This window comes from Bradyrhizobium sp. AZCC 1577, assembly GCF_036924575.1.
Lineage (GTDB): Bacteria > Pseudomonadota > Alphaproteobacteria > Rhizobiales > Xanthobacteraceae > Bradyrhizobium.
This window is the reverse complement of sequence record NZ_JAZHRQ010000001.1, coordinates 6515648-6541026: the sequence shown is the minus strand read 5'-3', so window position 1 is coordinate 6541026 and position 25379 is coordinate 6515648. Positions and strand designations below refer to the sequence as shown.

Here is a 25379-nt window from a genome sequence, read left to right as displayed (position 1 = left end):
GAATTCGGCAATTGCCCGCTCTCTAGTTCGCTTTGCCGTTGCATCTGCCCTGAGCTGAAGAGAGGTAACGCCGGCTCCCAGGCGGCTTTCGCAAGTGCAGGGCAATAGTGTCGCAAAAATCGGGAACTTCCGAGTCTGGCCCTCAGCCGAGCAACACTTAGGCCGTTGTCACGTCGGTTGTCTGCGGTAGATCGGACATCGATCCGCGCTGGCCTCCCCGCCGCATATGACCCACGCAAGGGACTGGGCTCGACATGTCCTGTCATTCATCGCCGACGTCGATTGAATTGCTGACCGTTTGACCGTTGAGTGTCTGGTTTGTCTGCCGACCGCCCATTTATCGGCGCGCAGTCCTTTGGAGGTTCATGCCTTCCATACAGCGCGTTGTCCATGTGCTCACTTGAACTGCGCACGATGCTCGGTTGGAGCCCGTGCAAGTTGAAGCCTAAGGCTGCCAGGAGCGGACAAACTGAATGATGTGAAACGGCGCACATTTGGTGCGAGCGGATTGGACTAAGATTATTGCTGGAAGTCGTGGTGCGATTGTCCCTGTTTTCTAGGGAGCTTGCCATGAACAAACTGTCCTTGATCGCGCAGGTCGCAGCTGCGTTCGAAATGGCAAATGCAACAACCAGGAAGCTTCCCAATTGCATTAGCCCGGAATTGCCGGAACCAAGGAGCAATGTCGCGCTCTGAAGGTTCGCTCTTAGAGGAAAACCGATGAGAGCTCATGTAGATCAGCAATTGGATCGGGTGCGACATGGATTGCCCGAGCTGCGGCAGAGTCAACCCAGAGGGTAAGAAAGTCTGCGGCGACTGCGGCGCGCCGCTATTCGTGCGCTGCCCTGCGTGCGGAGCCGACAACCCGTCGGGTAAAAGGTTCTGCGGCGACTGCGGCGCAGCGCTTACGCCGACGGAAGCCGCGCGAGTATCGGCAGCGGCTCGACCGGCGACGTCCACCGTGGTGCGGGTCACGGAGCCATCGACCTTGTCATCCGCGCCAAAATCTTCCGCCGAGCGCCGCCAACTCACAGTGATGTTCTGCGACCTCGTCGGCTCGACGGCGCTTGCGATCATGCTCGACCCGGAAGATCTACGGGAGGTCATCGCCGAGTACCGCGATGGTGTGGCGGCCATCGTCCGCAAGTACGGGGGCACGATCAGCCGCTACATCGGCGATGGCATGCTGATCCTGTTCGGTCATCCTTCAGCGCGTGAGGATGATCCCGAGAGCGCGGTGCGCGCCGCGCTTGAGATCGCCGCGGCCCGGCACGCGCCGAGCGCCCCACCGGATCTCGAGCTGCGGGTGCGTCTCGGGCTCGCGACTGGTCTGGTTATCGTGGGGGACCTCATCGGCAGTGAGGCCGCCGAGCCGCAGGCGGTGCTCGGCGAAACGCCGAACCTGGCCGCCCGACTGCAAGCGCTCGCCGAGCCCGACGGGGTGGTAATCGCCGAGGACACGCGGCGGCTCATCGGCGGGCTCTTTGATTACGAGGATCTCGGCGCGGTGATGCTGAAGGGCTTCGCCGCCCCGGTGCGCGCCTGGCGGGTGCTGCGTGAGGGAACGGCGGAAAGCCGCTTCGAGGCGTTCCACGCGGCAGAGCTCACGCCATTGGTTGGGCGCGAGGAGGAGCTTGAGCTGCTGGTACAGCATTGGCAGCGTGCCAGGACGGGCACTGGCCAGGTAGTGTTGCTGGCGGGGGAGCCGGGGATTGGCAAATCGCGCCTCGTCGCGGCTCTCCAGGAGCGCATCGGGGACGAGCCGCACACTCGCTTGCGATATTTCTGCGCGCCGCATCATCAGGATAGCGCGCTGTATCCCTTCATTGCTCAGCTGCAGCGAACCGTCGATTTCGAGCGCGAGGACACGCCGGAGCACAGGTTCAGCAAGCTGCGGGCGGTGCTATCCCCAACATTGCCGCCCGACGAGGACATAGCAATCCTTGCCGAGCTGCTATCGATCCCGACCAGCGAGCGATATCTGCTGATTGCCCTTACGCCCCAGCGAAAGAAAGAGAAGACCTTTGACGCCCTGTTTCGGCAGCTTGAAGGTCTGGCCCGGCGACACCCAGTCATGATGGTCTTCGAGGACGCGCAATGGATCGATCCGAGCTCGCGCGAGTTGCTGGACCGGACCATCGATCGGGTGGCGACCCTGCCGGTGCTGTCGCTGATCACCTTCCGCCCCGAGTTTCAGTCTGTATGGACCAGAAAGTCACACGTCAGCACGATGGTTCTGAACCGCCTTGATCAGAACGCTGGCGCCGCGCTGATCCGGAGCATGACAGGCGACCGGGGACTGCCGCCCGAGCTCGTCACTGAGATCGCCGAGCGAACGGACGGTGTGCCGCTGTTCGTCGAGGAACTGACCAAGGCTGTGCTCGAAGCGGGTGCCACCGGGGTCGAGCGCGCCGTCTCCACTGCACCGCTCCCGCGGCTCGCAGTGCCGCCCACCTTGCACGCTTCGCTGATGGCGAGGCTCGACCGTATTGGCCCGGTCGCCAAGGAGGTCGCGCAACTCGGCGCGGCCATCGGCCGGGAGTTCTCCTACGATCTGCTCGCCGCCGCCGCGCGCCGGAGCGAGAGCGAGCTGCGATCGGCGCTAGACCGGCTGACAGGTGCCGGGTTGGTGTTTCGGCGCGGCGAACCACCCGATGCCCACTTCCTCTTTAAACACGCATTGGTGCAGGACGCGGCATACGGCACGCTGCTGCGCGGCCAGCGTCGCGAGTTGCACGGCCGTATCGCTGGCGCACTGGAGGCGAAGCTCGCGACAACGGCAGAAGCACAACCCGAGATCCTCGCGCACCACTTTGGAAATGCCGGTCTGATCGAGAAGGCGGTTTCCTATTGGCAGGAGGCCGGCGAACGTTCCAAGGCGCGCTCAGCCACGGCAGAAGCGATCAGACAGATGCGGAAGGCGCTCGATCTATTGTCCGATCTACCGGACACCGCCGAGAGCCGCCGCACCGAACTCCAACTGCAACTCGCAATCGGCGGCGCACTGATCGCCGCAAGGGGCCATGCGGCCGAAGAGACCGGAAAGTCCTACGCGCGGGCGCGTCGTCTCTGCGAGCTTCTGAACGACACGCCGAACCTGCTCAAGGCGTTGTGGGGCGAGTTCGTTCATCACCACGTGCGCGCCGAGACGAAACTGTCGCATCGCGCCGCCGAAGAACTGCTTGAGTTGGCCGGACGACAAAACGACAGGGCCGCCCGGGTGGCCGGTCATCGGGCGGTCGGCGATAGTTGGCTCCATCGCGGAGAGTTGCGCCTGGCGCGCGCGCACCTCGAGCAGGGGCTTGCACTTTACGATCCCACGCAGCATCGATCTCTGACGCTTCTGTTCGCCGAGAACGCCCGGGTGGCGATGCTCTCCTTCCTGTCGCTGACACTCGGGCTTTTGGGCTTCGCCGATCAGGCCCGGGCGCGGAGCAGGGAGGCCCTGGCAGAGGCGCGCGAGCTGTCGCATCCCATCAGCCTCGCATTCGCGTTAAGCGTCGCCTGCCGGCTGCATTTCGTGCTCGACGATCCACGGACCGTGCGCCTGCTCGCGGATGAGCTCATCGCGCTTACTACCGAGCAGGGCTTTGCCTTCTTTCTCGCGATGGGAACGGCATATCGCGGCTGGACCTTGGTCGAGGCCGGCGAACCAGACGCCGGGATGGATCTGCTGCGGCTCGGGATCAAGGGATTCCAAGCATCCGGCGCGGCGTGGACTCTTCCGTTCTACCTCGCGCAGCTTGCCACGGCGCACGTGAAGACCGGAACGCCCGAAGACGGGCTCGGCCGACTATCTGAGGCTTTGTCTCTAACCGAGAAATCGGGCGTGCGGTGGTTCGAGGCCGAACTGCGATGCCGGCGAGGCCAGCTGTTGCGGACCATTCACCAGGACGCTGAGGCCGAGGCGGAGGCCGACTTTCTCCGCGCGATCGCGATCGCGCGCCAGCAGGAGGCGAAGCTCTGGGAACTCCGCTCCGCCATCAGCCTCGCCCGACTCTGGTGCGACCAGGACAGGCGCAATGAAGCACGCTGTCTCCTCGCGCAGGTTTATGGCTGGTTCACCGAGGGCTTCGATACACCCGACTTGAAGAATGCGGGAGCCTTACTCGACGAACTAAGCGCATAGAAGTCGAAGCCCGGCTGATCGTCATTGCCCGCCCGAATTCTGACTGCCTTGAAGCACATTGGATGTCGTCTTTTTGCGGAAGAGCGGACCTGCTTCCTGCAGAGGCCGACTTCCGAGTCTGATCCTGGCTGTGTGAAAACGCGGCTACTTTGCTATGATTCTCTCGTGATTCTGCGGGGGAAGCTGATGAGGCGCTTCGTTGAGGAGGCCGATCGTGGGCAATGGACGCTACTGCCCGAGTGCCTCGATGATTTCATTGACGAGGGCAACCCCGTCCGCGTCATCGACGTGTTTGTCGGTGCGCTCGATTTGGCGGAGATGAGCTTTGAAGGAGTGGAGCCGGCGGCGACTGGTCGGCCCTCGTACCATCCCTCGGTTCTGCTTAAGCTTTACATTTACGGCTACCTAAACCGGGTGCAGTCGAGCCGCCGGCTCGAACGAGAAGCCGGACGCAATGTCGAGGTGATGTGGCGGCTGGGCCGGCTCGCTCCCGATCACAAGACGATCGCGGACTTCCGGAAGGATAATGGCCTGGCGCTGCGCAAGGTCTGTGCGCGCTTCGTCGAACTCTGCCGTGAGATGGGCCTTCTCGCGACGGCGAGCGTCGCCATCGATGGCAGCAAGTTCAAAGCCGTGAACAACCGGGATAAGAACTTCACACGGGCGAAAGTGGAGCGGCGGCGTGCCCAGCTGGAGGAGAGCGTCGCGCGCTATTGATACCGCCGATCGACAGGAACCGACGGAGGCGCTGGCGGCGAAGGTGACAAGGCTTACCGAGAAACTGACGAAGCTGAAGGAAGAAATGGCAAGCTTGCCGTCTACGAGAAGCAGATGCTCGCGTCGCCCGACCAGCAAATCTCTCTGACCGATCCCGACAGCCGATCGATGGCGACGAGCGGCCGTGGTTCCGGCGTCGTCGGCTACTGGACCACAGCCTGTCAAGATTGTGCGCTTAAATCGCAGTGTACGACAGGACCGGAGCGGCGGATTCCGCGATGGGAGCATGAGCATCTGCTCGAAGCCGTGCAGCGGCGCCTTGATGCAAACCCGCATGCCATGCGCGTGCGTCGCGAGACGGTCGAGCATCCGTTCGGCACGATGAAGGCCCGCATGGGGCGACACACTTCCTCACCAAAACGCTTCCAAAAGTAGCCGCCGAGATGGCTCTCTCGGTCCTGGCCTATAACCTGACACGGGTCATGAACATCGTCGGGACCAAGCCGCTGATGGCTGCGATCGTCGCCTGAGACCGAACCGGTCCTGGCCTCTCATCGACTTCCTGGAAGAGCGTTTTTGCACGGCCAAGACCCATTTCGGAACTAAGGCGGTGACGGATCTTTGGGCTTCCGCAGTGGTCGCGCACGGACGTGTCAAAAAAACTTGGCCAGATGTCGGCAGGCGTTAATTGACTTCGTCCTTAGGGCTTAAACCAGCCCGCCGGGCTTGGGTCAAAGTGAGTGGATATGCAATGGCAAAGAACACTATTTGTCTATGGTACGATGGGGATGCTGAGGCAGCCGCTCGTTTTTATGCCGAAACCTTTCCTGATAGCACTGTGGGTGCCGTCCACCGTGCGCCGGGTGACTACCCATCCGGCAAGAAGGGAGATGTGCTTACGGTCGAATTCAATGTTGCCGGCGTCTCGTGTATCGGCATCAACGGCGGTCCCATGTTCAAACACAACGAAGCCTTCTCGTTTCAGATCGCCACTGACGATCAAACTGAGACCGACCGCTATTGGAATGCCATCGTCGGCAATGGCGGCCAAGAGAGCGCCTGCGGCTGGTGCAAAGATAAATGGGGCGTTTCGTGGCAAATTACGCCCCGCGTGCTGACCGCAGCAATGGCGGCAGGTGGCAACGAAGCCAAGCGCGCGTTTGATGCGATGATGAAAATGAGGAAAATAGACATCGCTGTGATCGAGGCGGCGCGCCGCGGCTGAGTCGAGGCAGGAAGTCCGTGATGGCTGCTATTGGTCACGTATGAGACATACCCGCCTATCCTGAGAATGTCCGTTCACCGGGGTACACCGGAAGTCGCCGTTGGTCCGGTCAACCGCCACCCATAGCGGACATTCGCCTGTAAATCACAGGCCGTCCGGATCGGGCGGCGGCGACGGAAACGGAGCTCTACGCAGCCTCAACCCTTCCAGCCGGCCTTGCGCAAGCCTTCGACGAGATGAGCGTGGTCCTCCGGACGAAACCACGGAGCTCTGTTGCGGACATACATGTCAAATGCTAGCGGTGCGCGCGAGACGGCCTTCTCCAATGCTCCCTTCGCTTCCGTTGTGCGCCCAAGTTGGCCCAGCGCCGCCGCGGGCCAGCGGTAGATCATTGGAAAATCGGGATACGACCGGATCAGCCGTTTCGCGGCTTCGATCGAAGCCTCGTATTCGCCGCAGAAATACAGACCACAGGCAACGTGCAACAAACGTACTGCCAGATACGGATCGCGGGGATCGAGCCTAATACAGGTTTCGAGAGCCGCGAGCCCTTCCCTTTGCCGTCCTGCGAAGATCAACGTCGCGCCTCTGTGGCCATGCGCGATGGCCAGATTTGGACTCATAGAGAGAGCTCGCTCGATCTCCGCCAACGCACCGTCGGCGTCGCCGCGCGCTTGCAAGGTCCAGCCGAGGCATGAACGGGATTCTGCATCGGCGCCATCGAGCGCGACCGCCCGACGGGCCAGGGTTTCGGCCGAGCGTTGCGCGTTTGGCAGATCCAGCTTTTGGTAAATCGCGGCCGCTTGCAACTGGTACAAGGCGAGCGCGCTGTAGCCCCCGGCGAAGGTCGGGTCGAGCTCGATTGCCTGCTTAAAAAAAACCTCTGCCGTCGCATCGTCGTCTGGGGTAGCTTTGCTCAGATGCCACAGACCGCGTTGATAAGCCGCCCAGGCATCGAGGCTCTCCGGTGGCTTGCGCATGGCGCGTCGCAGCTCGGCGTCTGCAATGGCGGGGGCCAGGGCGGTCGTCAGCGCTTCGGTGAGCTCGTCCTGCATCGCGAAAATATCGGCGAGATCGCGGTCGTAGCGCTCGGCCCACACATGCTTGCTGGTTCCCGCCTCTATCAATTGCGCAGTGACGCGGATCCGATTGCCGGACTTGCGCACGCTACCTTCGAGCACATAGCGCACGCCGAGCTCGCGTCCGACTTGTTTCACATCGACCGCTCGACCCTTGTAGGTGAAGGAAGAGTTCCGGGCGATGACGAACAGCGACGGATAGTGCGATAGTGCCGTGATCACATCCTCCGCGATCCCGTCGGAGACGAACTCTTGCTCGGGATCGCCGCTCATGTTGGTGAATGGCAGCACGGCGACGGACGGTTTGTCGGGCAAGGCGAGCGCCGGGATCTCAGTTTTGCGCGTCGCGGGCCGCTGGCTGGGATCGATGATGATACGGTAAACGTGGACAGGCCGGGCGATATTCTTCAGCGTTTGTTCGCCCGCGTCCTCGACGTCGAAAGACACCTTATCGCGCGCGTGACTGAGGACTGTACGCGAGATACATATGCCGCCGGGTTCGGCCAGCTCCTCAAGTCGCGCCGCGATGTTCACGCCATCGCCATAGAGGTCTCGGCGTTCGATCATCACGTCGCCAAGGTTAACCCCGACGCGAAACTCAATTCGTTTTTCCTGCGGCACGTTGGCATTGCGGTCAACCATGCCCTGCTGAACCTCGATCGCGCAGCGTACTGCATCCACCACGCTTGGAAACTCAATTAGAATTCCATCACCGGTCGTTTTCACGATGCGGCCGCGATGTTGCTTGTTCTTTGGATCGATCAGCTCGCGGCGAAGGAGATTGAGGCGAGCAAGCGTACCCTCCTCGTCCGCACCCATCAGCCGGCTATAGCCGGCGATATCGGCGGCGAGAATAGCGGCGAGCTTGCGTTTGGTCTGATCTGAGGCCATTGGGGGCTTCCCCCAGTTCCTCTCCATATTATCACGGAATGTTGTGCCTCTGGGATAATTCACGCGGGATGGCCGCCGAGAGACTCGGACCTTGCGCTGATGCCGGATGCGGATCCCAGCGCCACCACGATGAGGAACGCCATCGTCATCCAGCCAGCGTTGCACAGGTCCGGAACCTGGCGCCTGTCGAAGTAACGGGTCGAGCTGACATGTCCGCTCATTGCGGCAAGCCAGACGTGGCCCTCAACACGCGGGACTTCCAACTCAGACATCCGGACTTAATAAGCTATTTGACTTTATCGTGACGATCGAAGATGTGGCGCACGCGAAGCCAGCTCCAGACTTGCCCCTATCACGCACTTGTTTTAGCGCAATAGGATGCGGGCTCCGGCCTATTTGGCTCTAAGCGCTCTGAGAGCCGCAATAGCCTCAGCCGCAGATTCTCGTGCGTGAGGCTCGCAAGACATCCAAAACCGATATTTGCGCGGCTCGCGGCGTTTTGAGGATCGGCCAAGTAAATGCCATCGCGCGCGTGATACTGCCATCTTATCAACGAGCCAAATCCGACCGAGGCTCAACGGAATAGGCGTTTCTTCAATTCGCTTCCATTTGCTGGGATTAGGTTCAACGGCCCGTCGAAATCTCTTGAACAGCATTGGCTTCCCCTCGTTTTCCCGCACGTATACTACTAATAGCCAAAACCCAGCCGTCCAGCGGGCGGTTACACACGCCGCCTGTGCGGTGGTCCGGCTACCGCGCTCCCCTTCTTGAGGCCTCCGGACCGATGACTAGCCCGGGGCTTCTCTGGTACATCGGGTCATCAGGCCAATTTTAACGTTAGGGCGGCAGGTTCAGGCGGATCAACGATAGAGCGTTTGATCTAAGAACCGGGCCTACGTTATCGGGCCGGACGGCCACGTTATCAATCGGGTCGATATCCGCTGCTCTGACGAGAAGCGGCTCGTAAGGTCGCCGTTGATGACCACGCCCTTGAGCTTTGACAAGCCGACCGCTTCATAGAACGCTTTGAACCAGAGCAGTAAGGCCTGCCTCAGTTGCGGGAGCCTATCTTTTTCGAATGTCGCCTGTTGGCACGAAGCGGCCTTACGAAGCAGCTACAATCCCGCTCGTCATTGACTGAGTGGGATCGCTTGTGGAGAAAACTTGGATGCCTCAGCCGCGCTTACTGCGCGCGAGGTAACCGGCAGTGACCTCGCCTTTGTGGGTGGCAAAGGCTGCCAGGACTTCGGCTTTCTCGCGCTTCGGAACCTTGGCGAAATCCAGGCTCCGACCGAGTTCGACTGCGACCTCGTCAAATTCTGCCGGGGAGATCCGGAGCTCGCGGTGGGCCTCCTCAAGGCCAAGCGGCGTCGTCCCGGGCTTGGTGGCCTTGAACTGGAAAGGCCCACCCGAAACGTCGCAGATCCATAACGTGCGCATGAACTTGAGACCTGGCAGCCTCGTCAGGTTCTTGGTGTGCCATTGCCTCAGCTGCGGGTTCTGGGATTTCTGACCAACGATGGGATTCTTCACGACGGCATCGCTAAAGTGATCAACTACTGCCGCGATGGCGAAAACACCGCCCATCCGCTCATACAGAGCCTTTTCGGGCTTGGTCTGCTGCGCCTGCGCGTACGCGTTGCCAGCTCCGGCCAAGGCCGCCGGGGCGGCGGCCAGCGCCAGGCCGGCGATAATGTTTCGTCTTGTCATGGAAGTCGAAAGAGGTCGTGCCATTGGTTACTTCCTTTGATGATGGTTCGAAGGTGTTCCCTTCCAGCCGGTGTGGACGCTGGACTAGTTTGGCAACGACCGGTGACAAACGGGTCCGTCGGCTCTGCGCGCGGCCGCCTACTTTCCCATCAGCGCTTTGTTGCCGTCCCGTTGGATGGGATTGAATAGAAAAGGTTCCCGGTAAAAACGCCGCTGATTCACTACCTGAGCGATGGCGCTCTCAGCGCGAGTTGGGAAACAGCTGGAGTCCGTTCCTCGTGGTAAATCGGAAATCATTCAGGAGCGCGCCGAAGCCCGAAAATGATCCCGAAGCAGAAATCGGCCGTTGTTGATTTTCGCGGGAATCGAATTCAGGTCATTGCCGGGCGACCATGGCGTTCCACCATGGACAAACGCCGCTTAGCCTCTGGTAATTGCCGTCCATCACCTGGAGCGGGGCACGGCGTCCTTCGGGGGGCGCCGGCAGGCGCACGAGCAGCTGATCATCGAGGTCCATTTCGGCCGCTCGCGCGGAAAGCGCCAGCATCGCCGCAATGGCGGCCAAACGGGCGAATTTTCGAAGACGCGGCTTCTGATCGCGCATCGAATTTGCGCAGCGCGGCAACAAGTTTGCACTGCCATCAGGTCGACGGTTGTGCTCTCTTTGGCTGCGCGACCTCTCGCTGATCATTTCAGCCCCAGCCCCATGATCGGCTCGAGAGGGAGCGCTGCCCCGGCGTTGATCCCCACGATTCGAGCCGGTCGCCTTCATGAGTTCACCTGGAGTGACAGCCATGGTGCAGAACCTAGTAGTCGGATTGGTCGTGGTGGTTTTGATCATCATGGGCGTGCTTGCCTACGCCCAGAAACATGAGGGTTGCTTGCACGGGCGCTCACTCCAAACCTTCAAGCCCTGCGGATCAGTTAGCGTTGACCTGTAGCGCTGGCCGCGACGCTGCAGCCAACCTCGCGCGATTTGGTGCCGATGATCCCGGGGCAAATCGCGGTTCGCCTATTTCCGTCTGTACGGGCCGAGCCGAGCTGTTCTTCAATCGAACATGGGTTGGGTTCTTGACAAACTGAGCGACTGATCAGGCGACGCTTTGGGCTCGCTTCCGTTGGTGGTCTGTCGAAGTCTGTTCTTGGCACATCGCGTCATATCGCTGCACTGAGAAATTTTGTCTCTATCGAGGCGTAGCGGACTCTGGCAAGCCGACCGCCGGAGATTTGTAGGTTCACGGGCGGTCATGCGCCCGGCGCGAAGCGCGTGCCCAGTTCGCGACATACTGATGAAGACCGACAGGTCCGTGCCAACCACGTCGTCATAAACTACCTTTCTTCATCCGGATCCACCCAGACATAGCGCGCGTGATCTACCGTGTTTCAGGCGGCACGGATTTCAAGTCCGCCTCCCGCAACCCGCGCATTAGGTTGCGGGAAGCGTCACGGCGTTGTCAGAGATCGACGCCGATGCTGACGTTGCGGCCCGTTAGTTCGGCAAAGGTAGCTGTATGTGCATACAGCTTCGCAAATTCCGGGTCGTTTGCTACCTTCTCCTGCGTCTTGCCATACACTTCCCAACTGGCGTAGCGCGTGACAATCAACCACTCTCCCGCCCACATGCCGGTGTGGAAGCGGGACATCCGAAGAAATTCGGCACCATGTTTTTCGAAAATTGCCTTCGCTTGCTTGGCGGTCTTGACCATTTCCTCGGTCTTGTCGCTCTTAAAGCGCGTGAATTGCGTGATCGTCGGCATGCGAACTTCCTCCCCTTAGTTCCATCCCCTGAAATCCGGGGACCATTAGATCGGTCTAGGGGACGATCCCCAAGGTTCAAGGAGGCGATGCCGGTGATCCTGACAACCGATGAGGGGCGCAACGTCTGGATGCGCGCGTCATGGCAAGAAGCGAAGGCTTTGCAGCAAGCGATGCTGGACAAAGCAATGAAGGTAGTGGCACGCGGCCCCGAAAAACCGAAAAAGAGGACGTCGCCAGCGCCGCATGACCGATGGTTTTGCGTGTGGGCAAGAATGCGCCCCCTCGAGGTGCGGTTGGCGGTCATAAAGATCATCCAAATGTGATCGAGTGCTTTTCAACAACAAGTTCCATCGAAACGATTTCCCTCTTTTATCTCAATGGGAAGCGACAATGCGCAAGAACGTGCAGATCTTATCCGTGGCCGTGCTCCATTGAACCTTACATCAAGCTGTCGAACGTACCTTCGTGGAAGGAAACCAGGAGGTTTCCCATGAAGCATCTGATCATATCTGCAATTGCAGTCGTTGCCGTTCTTACTACTGCAACCACCATGCCGTCGTCGTACTCACCTTCGACCGAGCGTCAAGCCGCCAGTACAGTCATAGGTCATTGCAAGAATTTCCACAGCCTGGCCGGGACAAAAGCTTCCGAGCTATTGCCTTACTAAGCGCGAAGACATTCTGTGCAAGGTGCCGGATGCGCACGCCGTAGGACGAGGCAAAGGAATACGCCATGGCTACTATTACTGATCTGCGAGAACGTTTCAACGAAGTCGTCTCGAATGAAGAAGAGCGCCGGCCAATCCGGTCTGCTGGACATTTCACCCAAGGGCGACCTTGCAGGCTTCGTGAAGGTGCTCGACGATCACACCCTTGCGATTCCTGACAGGCTCGGCAACCGCCGCCTGGATACCTTCCACAATGTGCTTCGAAATCCGAACGTCGGAATAATCTTCCTTATTCCGGGCGTGACACACACACTTCGGGTAAGCGGGAAGGCTATCATCGTGAGAGACGATATCCTCCGAGATTCGATGAAGGTGAATGGCAAGGCGCCAAATCACGTCTTGATGGTGGGAGTGGAAAGGGTTTTCTCACACTGCCCGAGGTGCATGATGAGATCTGGTCTCTGGCAACCCGATACATGGGGCGAGCCAACCGCCGTGCCATCCTTTGCTGCAACGCTGGTCGCTCACGCCAAGACACAGCACAGCGTCGAGGAGATGCAGGCCATCATCGAGAAAGGTCACAAGGAAAGGCTGTGAGGGATGTCCGCTGGTGGCACTTTTGAGACATGCCGACCGGCCCTGACGATGTCCGTTCACCGGGATACACCGGAAGTCTTCGTCGGACGGTGAAAACGACGCTTTTGACCCAAAAGGAGACTGACGCGAGCGGGATCCCTAGGTGCGACGTGGAGTCAGGGCCAAGGCCCCAGGAACTAAGGTTTCTCACGCCAGTTGCTTGAAGAGAAGCTAAGGGAGAACTCCCATGGACATGACCGACGCCTCTGCGATGACCGAAGCTTCCGGGCTGACGAGCGACCAGGAGCGGATCGAGCACGCTTCCGAGGCCATACGTGACATGACTGACGACATGACGGGCAATTCCGCACCGCTTGCGCCAAGGTCGCGATCGCTTACCGAACCCCTGGCCGATCACTTGCGCCGGATGACGCTTGCGGCTCCCCTACACTCGTTGGTGATAGCGTTCTTGCTCGGCACGTTTGTAGGTCGACGATACTGAACTGCGCGGTAGTGAGTCAAAGACGCGATCCCGCGGGGAGGGTAGCTTCTGGCGGATTGTGTTGAAGAAGTCCGCGAACTGGCAATTTGGGATCGGACAATGCGACCGGCGCACGGGTGCTTGGTTGTGCCTAAGCGGGCAGGAGCGCAGGGATCGGGATCAGCTTTGCGAGTTTCCGGCCGAGCTGGCAGAACCAGCGATAAGCGAGGTTCAGGTGCACCTCCTCGCACAACCGCCGTTCGGAACGAACGCCGATCTTCCGCCGTTCTTCCACGTATTCGAGGACCCTGCTCGACGAGGTGCTTGTGGACGGGCACGCGGCGCAACCGTTTGCCCTTGGTGACTTCTGGCCTGAGCACGAAACACCAATGGTTCATTATTTGCTGGATGTCGGAAGTGAAATCGCGTCATGACCCAAGCCGAACAACGCTTGAGCCATAGTTATCTCCGCTCTAACTAGCGGGCCGAATCTCCGTTTGCGGGTCGCCGCGACAGCGGCCGGGAGCGGGGTGCGAACCAGGGACGTGGTCTCCAGGAGATGCACGACGGTTGCCAGAACTTTTCGTCTCCCGCCGGACACCCGCTTTCTTCCTGCGGCGCACACAATTCTCCGCGGGCGCCGCTTCGATGTGCCACGCCCATCAGTCGAGCGATTTCTCGAGCTTTTGTGCCGCCCGAAAGTCATCCATGTGATGTAGGTTCGGGCCGTGTGCGGCCTCCTTCGTCAGGAGGTGATAGATCCTTCCTACCACGATCTGGAGATGCCTCATCCGTCCGACGGGCATCGCCCGAGCCTTGCAAAGCGCTCGGACAGCATGGGCTCGGAAATAGTGAAAAGCGTCCGACATGCGGATCCAACGTCCGTCGGGGATTTTGGTTCTTCCGCCCGCCCCTCCAGGAACCCCTCGGAGATCACCTGGTTGAAAAGGCATGACAAGAATTCTCTACAAAAGCGCCAACGGTGACGTCTGGCGGCTGGTCCGCGATCCGCAATCGGGTGTCGCGATGGTGGAGCACAAGCCCAATGCCAGCTCCGGGGGACGTGCGTCCCTGATCGAAATCGGAAAATTCCTTCGAGCTGGCGCCAACGGTCCCGAACACCAGGCTCTACTCCAGTTGATCGGCACCCTGGTCAACGACTGACGAGCGTCAGGAAGGTCGACTGGCCGCCGACTGCATTGGCGGTCTGCGCGCGAGGGTCGAGTTCGACACCATGCGATCGAGGATTTCGATGCCGCGACGCGGGCGTGGTTTCTGTTCGTACTCGCGATGGACAGCCTGTGCCGCGCCATCGGCACCTCGGACATGTACCCATTCGTGTTGACGCGCCCGGTGATCGGCAAGCTGGCGTTTATTCAATAGCTGGTTCAACGCGAGCGGTCGGCGTTACCGCCGGCTCCGGCGGCGGGGTAGGGGGACAGTCGCCCAGGTGACGTTCCCTTGAAACAAAGCCGGTCTAATCGCATTGTAGCACATCACCAGCAATGGTCAGCCAAAGACGCGGGTGGAGATAGTGTGTGCTCCCGATATGATACAGGAGGTGCGCATGTGCGATTTGTGCCGCGAGCTGGACTATAAGATCGAAGCGTGTCGGAGATTAGAAAACTCAACCGATGACAAGCTAACGCGCGAAGCTCTCGCTGACCTCATCAGGGAATACGAGGAGGACAAAGCCAGGCTCCATCCACACCAGTCGGAGGAGGCATGGCGAAGTTAAGTTGCTTCGCAGTGTTCAATCCTGCGCAAGCCTTATGCTCGACCGATTGAGCGGCGAGTTGCAAAAGATGGCTCTGCGCTAACTCACCGGCACGCCGTCCGTAATGTCAGTATTGAACGTAGCCGATGGCCGGTAGAGTCCCTTCGCTTCAGACACGGGCCCGGATCGAGCGGCATACAAAGACTTTGGATCGCTAAAGCTGCGGGAGTTCAAGGGTCGCTCCGAACAAGGGCGGCTGCTTTTTATGCCTGGTGGGTGACGGGAACCAAAGCATGGATAGCGCTTTTACTGGATAGCGGACAGCCGCCCTTGCGCGTTGCAGGGGATGCGTTCCGGGATTGTTCATGAACAAGGTCAAGGATAAGAGACTAGCCCGGGCGGCGGCAAGCCTTCGGCGTGCTACCGTGCTGGAAGGTAAGCCCTTTCCGCTTGGGGCCACCTGGGATGGCCTTGGCGTTAATTTCGCACTGTTTTCGGCTCATGCCACCAAGGTCGAGCTCTGCCTCTTCGATGACAGCGGAAAGAAAGAGATCGAACGCATCGAGCTGCCCGAATACACCGATGAAGTCTGGCACGGTTATATACCGACCGCACGTCCGGGTACAGTCTACGCCTACCGGGTCCACGGCCCTTACGAGCCAGATGCGGGACACCGTTTCAATCCCAACAAGCTCGTGATTGATCCTTATGCTAAGCAGCTTGTGGGCGCGCTGCGTTGGGGACCAGAATTATTCGGCTATGAGCTCGGTCACTCGGACAAGGACAAGTCCTTCGATTCACGCGACAGCGCGCATCTTATGCAAAAATGCCGCGTGATAGACCCCGCCTTCACCTGGGGCCGTGCGGCAAAGCCCGAGGTGTCCTGGGACCGCACCATCTTTTACGAGATGCACGTCAAAGGTTTTACCCGAAGCCATCCGCTTGTACCAGAAGGCGACCGCGGTACCTTCGCCGGACTTTGCCATCCGCATATCCCTCCTTATCTTCGCGCGCTTGGGATCACGAGCGCTGAATTTCTACCCATCCATGCATTTGTGGACGATAGTTATCTTACGGAGAAGGGCCTGCGTAACTATTGGGGCTATAACTCGCTGGCATTTTTCGCGCCCGAGCCGCGCTATCTCAAGACGCTTTTTGCGAATGAGTTCAAGGAAGCCGTCAATCAGTTCCACGCCCATGGTATCGAGGTGATTCTCGACGTCGTCTATAATCATACTGCCGAAGGGAACGAACTCGGGCCAACGCTTTCCTTCAAGGGCATCGATAATGCGAGCTATTATCGCCTGCTTCCGGACCAGAAGCGCTACTACATCAATGATACCGGTACCGGCAATACCGTAAACTTGTCGCACCCGCGCGTGCTCCAGATGGTCGCGGACAGCCTTCGCTACTGGGCGACCGAAATGCGCGTGGATGGTTTCCGCTTCGACCTTGCGACCATTCTTGCGAGGGAGCCCTACGGTTTCGATGAAGGCGGCGGCTTTCTGGATGCCTGTCGGCAGGATCCGATCCTTTCGTCTGTCAAGCTGATCGCCGAGCCTTGGGATGTAGGCCCGGGCGGCTATCAGGTCGGCCGATTTCCCCCGGGATGGGCGGAATGGAATGATAAATTCAGGGATGACGTGCGGCGCTTTTGGAAAGGGGATGAAGGCATGACACCCGAATTTGCGCGGCGCATCACCGCATCGGGCGACCTCTTCAACAAGCGTGGCCGCAGGCCATGGTCGTCCGTCAATTTCGTTACGGCGCATGACGGCTTCACACTGTACGACGTCGTTTCCTACAATGATAAACACAACGAGGCCAATGGCGAAGACAACCGCGACGGACACTCGGACAATCATTCGTGGAATCACGGCGCTGAAGGGCCGACTGATGATCCAGAGATCATCGAGCTTCGCGAGCAGCAAAAGCGCAATCTCCTAGCGACGACGCTGCTGTCGCACGGGACGCCTATGATTCTCGCGGGTGACGAGTTTGGCCATACCCAGGGCGGCAACAACAACGCCTATGCTCAGGACAATGACACGACATGGCTCAACTGGATCGGTATCTCGGCCGAAGGTCGCGCGTTGCGGGAATTCGTCCGCAAGCTAATCGCGACACGGCAGGCCTTTCCCATCCTGCATCGCTCAAGGTTCGTCATCGGCAACGTCAATGAAGAACTAGACGTGAAGGACGTAAGCTGGCTCGCTCCGAACGGCCTGGAGATGACAACGGCGGATTGGGACAATCCGGCCACGCGATGTTTCGGTATGCTGCTTGACGGAAGGGCCCAGGACACTGGCGTCAAACGGCAAGGCTCGGATGCGACGCTGCTGCTTATTTATAACGCGCATCATGATTTCGTCGAATTCGTCTTGCCCGAAGTGCCGCAGGGCCGCGCCTGGGCCGGGCTCATTGATACGCATGTACCGGATGTGACGGTGACGGTTTATCCTTTTGGCCATCGCTTAAAGGCCGCTGGTCGATCAATGCTGGCGCTCGGCCTCGCGACGGAAGAGACCATGACGCGACGGCTCCGCCAGGGTCTTGGTGCCATCATGGATATTGCCGAATTTCCACTTCCGGTCTAGGCCACGCCTCCTTCTTCGAGAACGCGCAGGACGCCTTGCAATGGCACGGAAATCCAAGCCGGCCGGTAGGAAAGCTCGTATTCGACCTCATAGAGCGCTTTTTCGAGCAGAAAGAAATTCAACATCGCTTTCGTATCCTCGGCGCGGTCAGGCCACAGAACCGAGGCGCCTATCGCTTCCTGATAAGCGCTCAGAAAGCCATCGGTGGACTGTTGGCGCCATGCGAATAAGGCTCGCGACGTCAGGGTGTTGAGCTTTTCTGACTTCTGCCTCTGCTGCCTCGAGGCCATGGCGGCGTAGTCCAGTGAGCGCAAAACACCTGCGACGTCGCGCGCAGCAGGAGCCTTGCGCCTCCGGTCGGCCAAGGGTCGGCTGGGCTCGCCCTCGAAGTCTATGATGACTGCGTCCTCATTGGCTACAAGCACCTGGCCCAAATGCAAATCGCCGTGATGGCGTATCTTGCAGCGGCCAAGCGAAGGACGGATAAGGTTAGCTGCGTAATCATACAGTCGGGGTTTGACCCGCAACAAGCGCTCCATGAGGGGGCGGTCGTTCACATCCAGCGGCGATTCCTCCAACCTCTTGAATATACGAGCAGCGCGCTCCATAACGTCGCCGATCCAGAAATCGAGATCGCCTTCGTCGATCGCCTCAGGTTTGAACGCCCCTATGTCATCGCGGCTCGCCAATGAGCGATGCATCTCCGCGACACGGCATCCCAGACGCCGCACCCACTGGAGATAATCCCGCCGTGCGGTGATCGCTTTGTCGCGTTCTTCAGAGCCTTTCCCCATAGAGTCAAGGTAAATGCTGAGGCGCTCAGCCGACCAGGTCCAGGCATCACCGCGGTTCGGCACAAATGCGTGGACGATACCAAGGGCATAACTCGCCGAAGCATGAGCAGCCTCGAGGTGGCCAAGCAGCGCGGGCGTATACGCAAAGTTCGCGGCCTCGGTCAGAAAGTGTCCCATCTCGATTTCGGAGTTTTCGCCAGGCTCGATTTGGCGGTACAGCTTCACGACATAGTCCTGATCAACCAGCGCCGTACTGTTAGATTGTTCGCCTTGAATTGCGCGGATCCGGGATGGAGTATTCGGTGGTTGGCTCCCGAGTTTGCTCGTGGGCTTGAAGTCTAGCCGCCAACCCGAGCCGGCGATGGAGGCCTCCCGTCGAAGGTGCTCAAGGATTCGTCGGATGAAAGCCGGGTCAGCAGCGACGTCGCACAGCAATCCTTCACGCTTACCCTGGTGCAAACGGGCCACGATGGATTTATCCAGTTCGGGAGCCGCATCAACGGACCAGTCGACCCGTAAGGGCAGGAGATAGCGCGCGTGATGGTTGGTTTCGATGATGGCGAAAGTGGTTGAGTCCGTGGTGAAAGGAAGGCGTGCAATGATCTTTGGCTTAATTCGCGTTTCAGAGTTACCAGGGAACCACCGGGCTTTGGCGAGATAGGCCGGAAGAAAATGTCTTTCGAGAGCTGCGGTCACCTCTCTGTTCGCAACCCATGAGGAACCTTCCGGTATGTCCAAGAACGCTAGTTTTTCACCGGCGGTTCCCATGTTCGTTAACCCAAGCATCGGAAAATAAGCACGGGATCGTGTATGGGATCGATCCAAAGCCGCATCCCGCCATAGGCGACGGGCGAGGTCGGACCGGATTTGAGGTTTTCGAGCGCGGTCACGGGCTTCAAGTCGCCATGGCCTGGCCGCACTTGCACATCACCGAGCGGGAGCCAGAATTCCCGGAAACCACCCGTTAACGCGATGACGGTCACGACTACGTTTGTCTGATCGGCGGAATGTTTGACGTAGGCTATGACCGAGTTGTCCTCCACGGGCAGAAACCGGATCGCGGAGGTCTGTTGCAGTGCCGGGTTTTCGCGTCGGATACGATTGATCTGGGCGATATAAGGCTTGATGTTTCCGGGCTTGTCCCAATCGCGGGATTTCAATTCGTATTTTTCGGAATTGAGATACTCCTCGCGGCCGGGTATCGGCTCATGCTCGAGGAGTTCAAAACCGTTATAGATGCCGTAGTTGCTTGATAACGTTGCGGCCAGCGCAAGCCGCGTCTTGAACGTCCATGGCTCGCCGCGCTGAAGATGGAACGGCAGGATGTCGGGCGTGCTAACAAAGAAATTAGGACGATAAAATTCGCGCTCGGGGTAACCCGCGAGCTCGTTCACATATTGCTCGATCTCCCATCTTTCCGTGCGCCACGTGAAGTACGTGTAAGACTGCGTGAAGCCGAGCTTGGCAAGCCCCTTCATGACTTTGGGCCTGGTGAATGCCTCCGAAAGGAACAGCACGTCAGGATCGCGCGCTTGTACTTCCTTGATCAGCCATTCCCAAAAGCGAAACGGCTTCGTGTGTGGGTTGTCGACACGAAAGATTTTGACGCCTTGCGAGACCCAGAACAGGATGACATCGCGCAACGCTCGGTATAACCCCTCAGCATCGTCTGATTCGAAATCAACATTCACGATGTCTTCGTATTTCTTTGGGGGGTTCTCCGCGTATTTCATCGAGCCGTCTGGACGGCGTTTGAACCACTCCGGATGCTGCTTGAGCCAGGGGTGATCCGGTGAACATTGAATAGCGAAGTCGAGCGCGACCTCCATGCCGGCGGCAGCGCATGCCGCAACAAACCGACGAAATTCATCCAGGCTTCCAAGCTGCGGGTGGATGGCATCATGTCCACCCTCATGTGAGCCAATCGCGTAAAAGCTGCCCGGATCACCGTCGATCGCCCTGAGAGCATTGTTGCGTCCCTTGCGGTTCGTGCGTCCAATCGGGTGGATGGGCGTCAAATACACGACATCGAAGCCCATGGCCTGGATGTCAGGAAGACGATCAATGCAGTCGTTCCACGTGCCGTGCTGTCCCGGGTGAGGACTCTGGCTGCGCGGCACCATCTCGTACCAGGAGCTGTAGCGAGCCTGGGGCCTATCCACCATGAGTGTAAGCGGCTTCGATCGGGTGAGATCCGTACGCTCTTGCCCTTCAGCCATCGCCTTTTTGAGGTCATCGGAGAGCAGGACCTCGCACTTGCCCGACTGTAAGAAGGTTTCGCATGCACGTGCAATCTTCACTGTAGCTTTCTGACCGCCGCTCACGGCGCGGGTAAGCAGGGAAGCTCCCTCCATGGCGTCAAGCTCGGTCGCCACATTAGCTTTCCGTTTTTGCTCAAAGCCATGTCGCCACGTCGCGAATTCGTCAGTCCACGACTCAATCGCGTAGCTGTAGAGGCCGGTCTTCTCAGGCACGAAGGATCCCACCCAGCGGTCATTGCCATGGTGAATCATGGCGGTCCGCTGCCAATCGGATTCGGGCTCGCGGCGCCATATCAAGTCGGCGGCAACGACATCGTGGCCGTGGCGATAGATATCTGCCCAGACCTCGACGGCCTCGCCCACGATCCGTTTGACCGCAAAGCGGCCACAGTCAATTGAGGGGAAAATCTCCTCGATATGAAAAGCCTGTTTTACAGGAGCGCTCATGGCATGATGGGGACGCGGCAGCACAGAGACTTATGTACGAATGCCGAATGTGCCGGATTGGTTCCTGAGTGCTGCCGGCGCCTCGGGAAGGAACTGTTTGGGGATAACGCGGTTAGACTTTCCGGACCATCTATCTTGGTCTTCGGCGACGCATTGAGCTACCAAGAGGCACTCGAATATTTCGAGTTGCCGCTACGCATCAGTGCTTATCCTCTTGCCACCACTAGTTCTAACGGACTGGTCGCTAAACATGCCGCGGCCTAAAGTGCGCGGCTGCGCGCATTAACGAGGAATGTCATCATAGCCCGAAAACGGAGACAATCGGCAACATGAAAAAGGACCCGGATGACGCGCAGGCATAGTATCGACGAACAAGCCGACAACACGCCTTGGGTTAAAGCTCTCGCGAAGGTGCAGCTGATGGCGGCGCGGGAGGGGTACTGCTACCAGCACGTCCAGGTCATCGCGGTGGCCATCGACCAGTACGCGGAGAAGGCGCTGGGCAATCGCGAGTACTTCCTCAACAAGCCCTACAGCATTAGTGGTGGCAGGAAGGATCACGTCCCCTGATTGTTCGAGATTCAGGGAAATAAGCAAAAATGCCCGCTCGCCCTCCAGCATGGCGCTCCGATCACGCCGCCGCAACTGCGGTAAGCACGACAGTCCCTATTCGCCGGGGCAACTGGCGATGGGCAGCCGGAGGCGAGCCCCGCAGGCCATTGCTGAAAGCTAGGACCGCGGCCCAAGCTTATTAGTTTTTACGGATGGCTTAAGCCAAAGTCCGCGTTTGGCACTTTTCGGACATGCCGCGATTTCCGAGTTGAGTCTGTTTTCGGGGGTAAAGCGGAAGTTGGATCTCGAGCCTGCCAAGGGCAGCTTTTGGCGCAAACCGGACATTCGGCCCGACCCGCTCCGCACGCGCATCAAAGAATGCACGTTGGCGTCATTCGAGCAGCCGCTGGCGTCTCGTCCATCCGGATGCGATAGGGCGCGACGCCCGTGGTCCGGTCGGGCGGATCAGCCCTAACCGGATCTCGGCTTTCACCTAGTCGTGAGTTGGGTCCGCTGCCTGCGCGGGTCTACATCAAGGGCGGGTTGATCGAGACGGTCTCTCGCGCCACGAGCGCCATCGGACCTGAGTCGACAGTGCCAGTGCCCGACGGGGCCAGCGCCGACAGTGCCAGCGTCCTAGCGGCCAGAGAAAGCGAGCATCAACCTCCGCGCCCCACGCGGCGCAAGCGCTTGCGCCGCGAGTTGGGCGCGGTTGGTTAGTTATAGGCCGTTTTCGTCTGATGATCCTGTAAGCCTTCGCGAGCCTCTTGCGCGGTGGTGCGACGTGAATGTCATCGCCACGCGCTCGCCCGCTGTGGGTTCACTGTCATGAGCGAAAGCATCTCATCGGTATTGCTCGATGCGCACTGCGCAAGAAGGCAAGGTCTCAACGCCATCGCCCAGCGACAACGCGCTCGGCTTGGCGAGGCCGTCGCCTTCGCTCGCGCCAACTCGCCCTATTATCGCGAACTCTATCAGGGTCTACCGGAGCGGATTGAGAGTTCGTCCGTGCTCCCGGTGGCTAATAAGCAAGAGCTAATGCGTCATTTTGACGACTGGGTTACCGACCGCGAGGTTAGTTTCGCGGCAGTGCGAGCGTTCGTCGATAACCCTGAGCTGATCGGGCAACGTCTCCTTGGCAAGTATTCCGTGGCAACCACTTCGGGCAGCACCGGGACACCTGGAATATTTCTGTTGGACACACACAATTGGACGGTCACTCTCGCTTTTTCGCTGCGCATGATGATGGGCTGGCTTAGCGCCAGCGACATGTTTCGTCTCCTCGTCCGCGGCGGCCGCGCGGCGTCGGTCCTGGCGATGGGCGGCCATTACATCGGCGCAACCAGCTTTGCTGCAATCCGCACAAAACGGTCGGCCCGACGATTACGGGCGCTTCCGGCGCAGGCGCCGTTGCGCAATCTGGTCGCCGAACTCAATCGGTACCGCCCGGCTCTGCTCATCGGATACGCCAGCGTCATGGCACTATTGGCCGCCGAGCAGGATGCCGGTCGCCTGCATATTCAGCCGGTGCTGGTTCTTCCGACTTCGGAAGGGCTTTCGCAGGACGGATACGACCGGATCGCAAGGGCATTCCACGCCAAGGTCCGGACCGTTTACGTCGCGACGGAATGCCTGTTCATGGCCATCGGCTGTGAACACGGTTGGTATCATATCAACAGCGATTGGGTGATTCTCGAACCCGTCGATGCGAGCTATCGGCCGGTTCCGCAAGGCGAGGAGTCGCATACGGTCCTCGTGAGCAACCTCGCCAATCGCGTGCAGCCGATCCTCCGCTACGATCTAGGCGACCGCATCCTGCGACGACCTGATCCTTGTCCTTGCGGCAACCCGCTTCCGGCGATCCGCGTGCGGGGCCGCACTGCCGACATCCTCACCTTCCCAGCCGAACGCGGAGAGAAAGTCGCAGTGCCACCGCTCGCGCTTGAGATCGATCATGTACCCGGTGTGGAGTTGTTTCAGATAGTGCAGACTGCGCCAACACAATTGCGCGTTCGCCTACATCCCGCAGCCGACGCAGACCCAAACCGGGTTTGGCGGGCGGTGCATTCCGAATTGACCAAGCTGTTGAATGAGCATGGGCTTGGTCACGTGTCTGTTGAGTTGGCGGCCGAACCGCCAGTTCCATCTTCCGCCGGAAAGTGCCGCACCGTCATCCCATTGGTTTCGAGCGCTTGAAGACTGATGAGAGCTTAGGCGGATCGCGCTGCTGCTAAGTGGCCCTAACGAGAGCCAAGGTTATGAAACTAACCTATACGGATTCACGGGATGGAAGGGTGATTATTGGGTTCACCGATGAGCGCGGTGAACACGAAATCGCTCTAAGCACAGTAGAGACGGCAGACCTTATCGGTGCGTTGAGGACCTCGTTAGAGGAGGCGATTGGAAGTCCGGCCGCAGACAGCATGGCCCTTCCCAGCATTGAACGAGTGCAGATCGTTGAGACTGCGGAAGAAATGGTTTTCCGCGTTTATATGAATGATCGCATTTCCCATGATTATCCGGTTCCGAAAGGGACCGTTCTTGCGGATGAGCTTCGGATGCTGGCTGACCGGATGGAGGCGCGCAATTCGGCAAAGGCCACGCATCCATCGCCCGATGCCCAAAAGGGCAAACTGAATTAGCGGATGGCGCATGCTCACAATCGCGACCCTTCTGCAATTTCTAAGTGGTGTCTGCTTAGCTCCCACGAGCGGCGGAAAAGCGGAAATCGCGAGAGGTCCGGCCCCTGACGGCCATTCTCTCAGCCCAATAACACGACCATGTCATGACGACCACAAGCGCTGTCTTCGGCTCGATATCATTTACATACGCTCCACCTTTTATTTCGGGCGCTCCTCAACGCAAAGCGACCCCCACGAGAGACGGCGTCACTTCGGCGCGCATTCCGGGGTTACTACGTCCGAGTGCGATAGGTCAGTCCGACCAACACGGAAGTTTGACCGCAAAGCGCGGACGCTCAGAACAGCACGTAATTCGACAGCTCGATCGTGACGGCGTTGAAATCTCGGTCGAGCGTGCCGTCCGGATGGATCCTGAACACGCTGCGACGGCTGGGATATTTCAGTCCGTTGACGTCGACATCGTCGAATATGAAGTGCGCGGCGGGCGTGTCCGCCCATACATCAACCGTATAGTCGTGGCGGCGGAGTAACCCATCCGAGCCGAAGTAGAAGCGCTGTTCCCTTGTGTGGCTGTGGACGCCTTCCGGGAATCGCACGGCTACGCCACGAAGCGTCTCACCCTCATTCTCGATCGGAGCAACGTCGTGCGCTTCATAGCCCGGCTCGCCGAACACTAACGGCGTCGCATGGTAGGTCCACATGGCATAGCCGTTGAAGTAGGCGAGGTTCAGCGGATCCCATTTCCCGTCGAAGCTGCGATCGAATGCCTCGCGTCCATCGTCGCGAGCGCCGATAATCGAGCCATCTCCGACGGTGATCTCCACATGCAGGGGCGTCCAGGTCATCGTCCAATCCGGTTCGCCAAAAGGGGGTAACCTGTGTCCGCTGGCGGTGGAATTCGCTCGTCGCGCGTGCGCCGCGGCACCGGGATCAAAGGCGCGCCTTTCAGCTCCCAGAGCTTGCCGCCGGTCAGGATGGTCGATGCCATACCCTTGAACTTGACCCAGCGGTCGTGCCCACCATGCGCTTCCAGTGCTACTTTCAACAATGGGTGCAATGCGTCGCTCATCGCGCTTCTCCTCAGGTGAGATTCACGAAGGACCGTCTAATGTGCCTTAATCCTGGATGGTACGTCG

The 25379-nt window shown here is 59.3% G+C and carries 21 protein-coding genes and 3 pseudogenes; 14 read left to right on the top strand and 10 right to left on the bottom strand.

Annotated features, from left to right (window positions below; all coding sequences use genetic code 11):
- Positions 1 to 760: 760 nt before the first annotated feature.
- From V1278_RS37075 to V1278_RS30860, 4 genes and pseudogenes are all read left to right on the top strand, one after another.
- Positions 761 to 838, top strand: a pseudogene (locus V1278_RS37075) (zinc-ribbon domain-containing protein); the annotation flags it as partial.
- A 237-nt stretch (positions 839 to 1075) separates the two neighbouring features.
- Positions 1076 to 4129, top strand: a complete 3054-nt coding sequence (locus V1278_RS30870; RefSeq protein WP_334383366.1) for an AAA family ATPase — start codon at positions 1076 to 1078, stop codon at positions 4127 to 4129.
- 186 nt (positions 4130 to 4315) lie between these two features.
- Positions 4316 to 5376 (top strand): annotated as a pseudogene (locus tag V1278_RS30865) (transposase).
- 221 nt (positions 5377 to 5597) lie between these two features.
- Positions 5598 to 6071: a VOC family protein gene (locus V1278_RS30860; RefSeq protein WP_334383365.1), complete on the top strand. Its 474-nt coding sequence runs from the start codon at positions 5598 to 5600 to the stop codon at positions 6069 to 6071.
- A 197-nt stretch (positions 6072 to 6268) separates the two neighbouring features.
- On the opposite strand, the gene V1278_RS30855 is transcribed toward V1278_RS30860, so the two are convergent.
- From V1278_RS30855 to V1278_RS30835, 5 genes are all read right to left on the bottom strand, one after another.
- Positions 6269 to 8041, bottom strand: a complete 1773-nt coding sequence (locus V1278_RS30855; protein WP_334383364.1) for an adenylate/guanylate cyclase domain-containing protein — start codon at positions 8039 to 8041, stop codon at positions 6269 to 6271.
- A 59-nt stretch (positions 8042 to 8100) separates the two neighbouring features.
- A complete protein-coding gene (locus V1278_RS30850) occupies positions 8101 to 8304 on the bottom strand; it encodes a hypothetical protein (RefSeq protein WP_334383363.1) in 204 nt (67 codons plus the stop codon).
- 910 nt (positions 8305 to 9214) lie between these two features.
- The gene (locus V1278_RS30845) at positions 9215 to 9775 is read right to left on the bottom strand and encodes a globin domain-containing protein (protein ID WP_334383362.1); all 561 of its coding nucleotides are present in this window, start codon (positions 9773 to 9775) and stop codon (positions 9215 to 9217) included.
- Between the two features lie 352 nt (positions 9776 to 10127).
- The gene (locus tag V1278_RS30840) at positions 10128 to 10595 is read right to left on the bottom strand and encodes a hypothetical protein (RefSeq protein ID WP_334383361.1); all 468 of its coding nucleotides are present in this window, start codon (positions 10593 to 10595) and stop codon (positions 10128 to 10130) included.
- Between the two features lie 610 nt (positions 10596 to 11205).
- A complete protein-coding gene (locus V1278_RS30835; protein WP_334383360.1) occupies positions 11206 to 11508 on the bottom strand; it encodes a DUF6854 domain-containing protein in 303 nt (100 codons plus the stop codon).
- Between the two features lie 93 nt (positions 11509 to 11601).
- Here V1278_RS30835 and V1278_RS30830 point away from each other — a divergent pair, with 93 nt between their 5' ends.
- From V1278_RS30830 to V1278_RS30815, 4 genes are all read left to right on the top strand, one after another.
- Positions 11602 to 11832, top strand: coding sequence for a hypothetical protein (locus V1278_RS30830; protein ID WP_334383359.1), 231 nt, complete (start codon positions 11602 to 11604; stop codon positions 11830 to 11832).
- Positions 11833 to 11999: 167 nt separating this feature from the next.
- Entirely contained in the window at positions 12000 to 12176 is a 177-nt protein-coding gene (locus tag V1278_RS30825; RefSeq protein WP_334383358.1) for a hypothetical protein, read from the top strand.
- A 114-nt stretch (positions 12177 to 12290) separates the two neighbouring features.
- Entirely contained in the window at positions 12291 to 12773 is a 483-nt protein-coding gene (locus V1278_RS30820) for an MSMEG_1061 family FMN-dependent PPOX-type flavoprotein (RefSeq protein WP_334383357.1), read from the top strand.
- A gap of 226 nt (positions 12774 to 12999) precedes the next feature.
- Positions 13000 to 13254 (top strand): hypothetical protein, encoded by a 255-nt coding sequence (locus tag V1278_RS30815; RefSeq protein ID WP_334367568.1) that lies wholly within the window; start codon positions 13000 to 13002, stop codon positions 13252 to 13254.
- Between the two features lie 178 nt (positions 13255 to 13432).
- Here V1278_RS30815 and V1278_RS30810 read toward each other — a convergent pair.
- Positions 13433 to 13507: pseudogene (locus V1278_RS30810) on the bottom strand (transposase); the annotation flags it as partial.
- Positions 13508 to 14184: 677 nt separating this feature from the next.
- Here V1278_RS30810 and V1278_RS30805 point away from each other — a divergent pair.
- From V1278_RS30805 to glgX, 3 genes are all read left to right on the top strand, one after another.
- Positions 14185 to 14397: a hypothetical protein gene (locus tag V1278_RS30805; protein WP_334383356.1), complete on the top strand. Its 213-nt coding sequence runs from the start codon at positions 14185 to 14187 to the stop codon at positions 14395 to 14397.
- 30 nt (positions 14398 to 14427) lie between these two features.
- Positions 14428 to 14616, top strand: a complete 189-nt coding sequence (locus tag V1278_RS37070) for a putative zinc-binding metallopeptidase (RefSeq protein WP_442894654.1) — start codon at positions 14428 to 14430, stop codon at positions 14614 to 14616.
- Between the two features lie 699 nt (positions 14617 to 15315).
- Entirely contained in the window at positions 15316 to 17547 is a 2232-nt protein-coding gene (gene glgX, locus V1278_RS30800) for a glycogen debranching protein GlgX (RefSeq protein WP_334383355.1), read from the top strand.
- Here the strand turns inward: glgX and V1278_RS30795 are convergent.
- A complete protein-coding gene (locus tag V1278_RS30795; protein WP_334383354.1) occupies positions 17544 to 19109 on the bottom strand; it encodes a putative maltokinase in 1566 nt (521 codons plus the stop codon). The two genes, glgX and V1278_RS30795, sit on opposite strands and share 4 nt — an antisense overlap.
- 5 nt (positions 19110 to 19114) lie before the next feature.
- Complete coding sequence (locus V1278_RS30790; protein ID WP_334383353.1) at positions 19115 to 21049, bottom strand: alpha-1,4-glucan--maltose-1-phosphate maltosyltransferase; 1935 nt, start codon at positions 21047 to 21049, stop codon at positions 19115 to 19117.
- A gap of 345 nt (positions 21050 to 21394) precedes the next feature.
- Here V1278_RS30790 and V1278_RS30785 point away from each other — a divergent pair, with 345 nt between their 5' ends.
- The 3 genes from V1278_RS30785 to V1278_RS30775 all read left to right on the top strand — a co-directional run bounded on the left by V1278_RS30785 (position 21395) and on the right by V1278_RS30775 (position 24243).
- On the top strand, positions 21395 to 21619 hold the full coding sequence (locus tag V1278_RS30785; RefSeq protein WP_334383352.1) for a hypothetical protein: 225 nt from the start codon (positions 21395 to 21397) through the stop codon (positions 21617 to 21619).
- An 810-nt stretch (positions 21620 to 22429) separates the two neighbouring features.
- Complete coding sequence (locus V1278_RS30780; RefSeq protein WP_334383351.1) at positions 22430 to 23797, top strand: phenylacetate--CoA ligase family protein; 1368 nt, start codon at positions 22430 to 22432, stop codon at positions 23795 to 23797.
- A gap of 62 nt (positions 23798 to 23859) precedes the next feature.
- Positions 23860 to 24243, top strand: coding sequence for a hypothetical protein (locus tag V1278_RS30775; RefSeq protein ID WP_334367008.1), 384 nt, complete (start codon positions 23860 to 23862; stop codon positions 24241 to 24243).
- A gap of 335 nt (positions 24244 to 24578) precedes the next feature.
- Here the strand turns inward: V1278_RS30775 and V1278_RS30770 are convergent, their stop codons facing one another.
- Together V1278_RS30770 and V1278_RS30765 are read right to left on the bottom strand one after the other, a co-directional pair.
- A complete protein-coding gene (locus tag V1278_RS30770; protein WP_334383350.1) occupies positions 24579 to 25088 on the bottom strand; it encodes a hypothetical protein in 510 nt (169 codons plus the stop codon).
- On the bottom strand, positions 25085 to 25312 hold the full coding sequence (locus V1278_RS30765) for a hypothetical protein (RefSeq protein ID WP_334383349.1): 228 nt from the start codon (positions 25310 to 25312) through the stop codon (positions 25085 to 25087). Before V1278_RS30765 ends, V1278_RS30770 begins: the two co-directional genes overlap by 4 nt.
- Between the last annotated feature and the right edge of the window lie 67 nt (positions 25313 to 25379).

Bases quoted from the DNA above. Each gene is read 5' to 3' on its own strand.
- V1278_RS30870 (WP_334383366.1), top strand. From the start codon at position 1,076: ATGCTCGACCCGGAAGATCTACGGGAGGTCATCGCCGAGTACCGCGAT.
- V1278_RS30860 (WP_334383365.1), top strand. From the start codon at position 5,598: ATGGCAAAGAACACTATTTGTCTATGGTACGATGGGGATGCTGAGGCA.
- V1278_RS30855 (WP_334383364.1), bottom strand. From the start codon at position 8,041: ATGGCCTCAGATCAGACCAAACGCAAGCTCGCCGCTATTCTCGCCGCC.
- V1278_RS30845 (WP_334383362.1), bottom strand. From the start codon at position 9,775: ATGGCACGACCTCTTTCGACTTCCATGACAAGACGAAACATTATCGCC.
- V1278_RS30840 (WP_334383361.1), bottom strand. From the start codon at position 10,595: ATGATGATCAAAACCACCACGACCAATCCGACTACTAGGTTCTGCACC.
- V1278_RS30835 (WP_334383360.1), bottom strand. From the start codon at position 11,508: ATGCCGACGATCACGCAATTCACGCGCTTTAAGAGCGACAAGACCGAG.
- V1278_RS30825 (WP_334383358.1), top strand. From the start codon at position 12,000: ATGAAGCATCTGATCATATCTGCAATTGCAGTCGTTGCCGTTCTTACT.
- V1278_RS30820 (WP_334383357.1), top strand. From the start codon at position 12,291: ATGAAGAAGAGCGCCGGCCAATCCGGTCTGCTGGACATTTCACCCAAG.
- V1278_RS30815 (WP_334367568.1), top strand. From the start codon at position 13,000: ATGGACATGACCGACGCCTCTGCGATGACCGAAGCTTCCGGGCTGACG.
- V1278_RS30805 (WP_334383356.1), top strand. From the start codon at position 14,185: ATGACAAGAATTCTCTACAAAAGCGCCAACGGTGACGTCTGGCGGCTG.
- glgX (WP_334383355.1), top strand. From the start codon at position 15,316: ATGAACAAGGTCAAGGATAAGAGACTAGCCCGGGCGGCGGCAAGCCTT.
- V1278_RS30795 (WP_334383354.1), bottom strand. From the start codon at position 19,109: ATGGGAACCGCCGGTGAAAAACTAGCGTTCTTGGACATACCGGAAGGT.
- V1278_RS30790 (WP_334383353.1), bottom strand. From the start codon at position 21,049: ATGAGCGCTCCTGTAAAACAGGCTTTTCATATCGAGGAGATTTTCCCC.
- V1278_RS30785 (WP_334383352.1), top strand. From the start codon at position 21,395: ATGACGCGCAGGCATAGTATCGACGAACAAGCCGACAACACGCCTTGG.
- V1278_RS30780 (WP_334383351.1), top strand. From the start codon at position 22,430: ATGAGCGAAAGCATCTCATCGGTATTGCTCGATGCGCACTGCGCAAGA.
- V1278_RS30775 (WP_334367008.1), top strand. From the start codon at position 23,860: ATGAAACTAACCTATACGGATTCACGGGATGGAAGGGTGATTATTGGG.
- V1278_RS30770 (WP_334383350.1), bottom strand. From the start codon at position 25,088: ATGACCTGGACGCCCCTGCATGTGGAGATCACCGTCGGAGATGGCTCG.
- V1278_RS30765 (WP_334383349.1), bottom strand. From the start codon at position 25,312: ATGAGCGACGCATTGCACCCATTGTTGAAAGTAGCACTGGAAGCGCAT.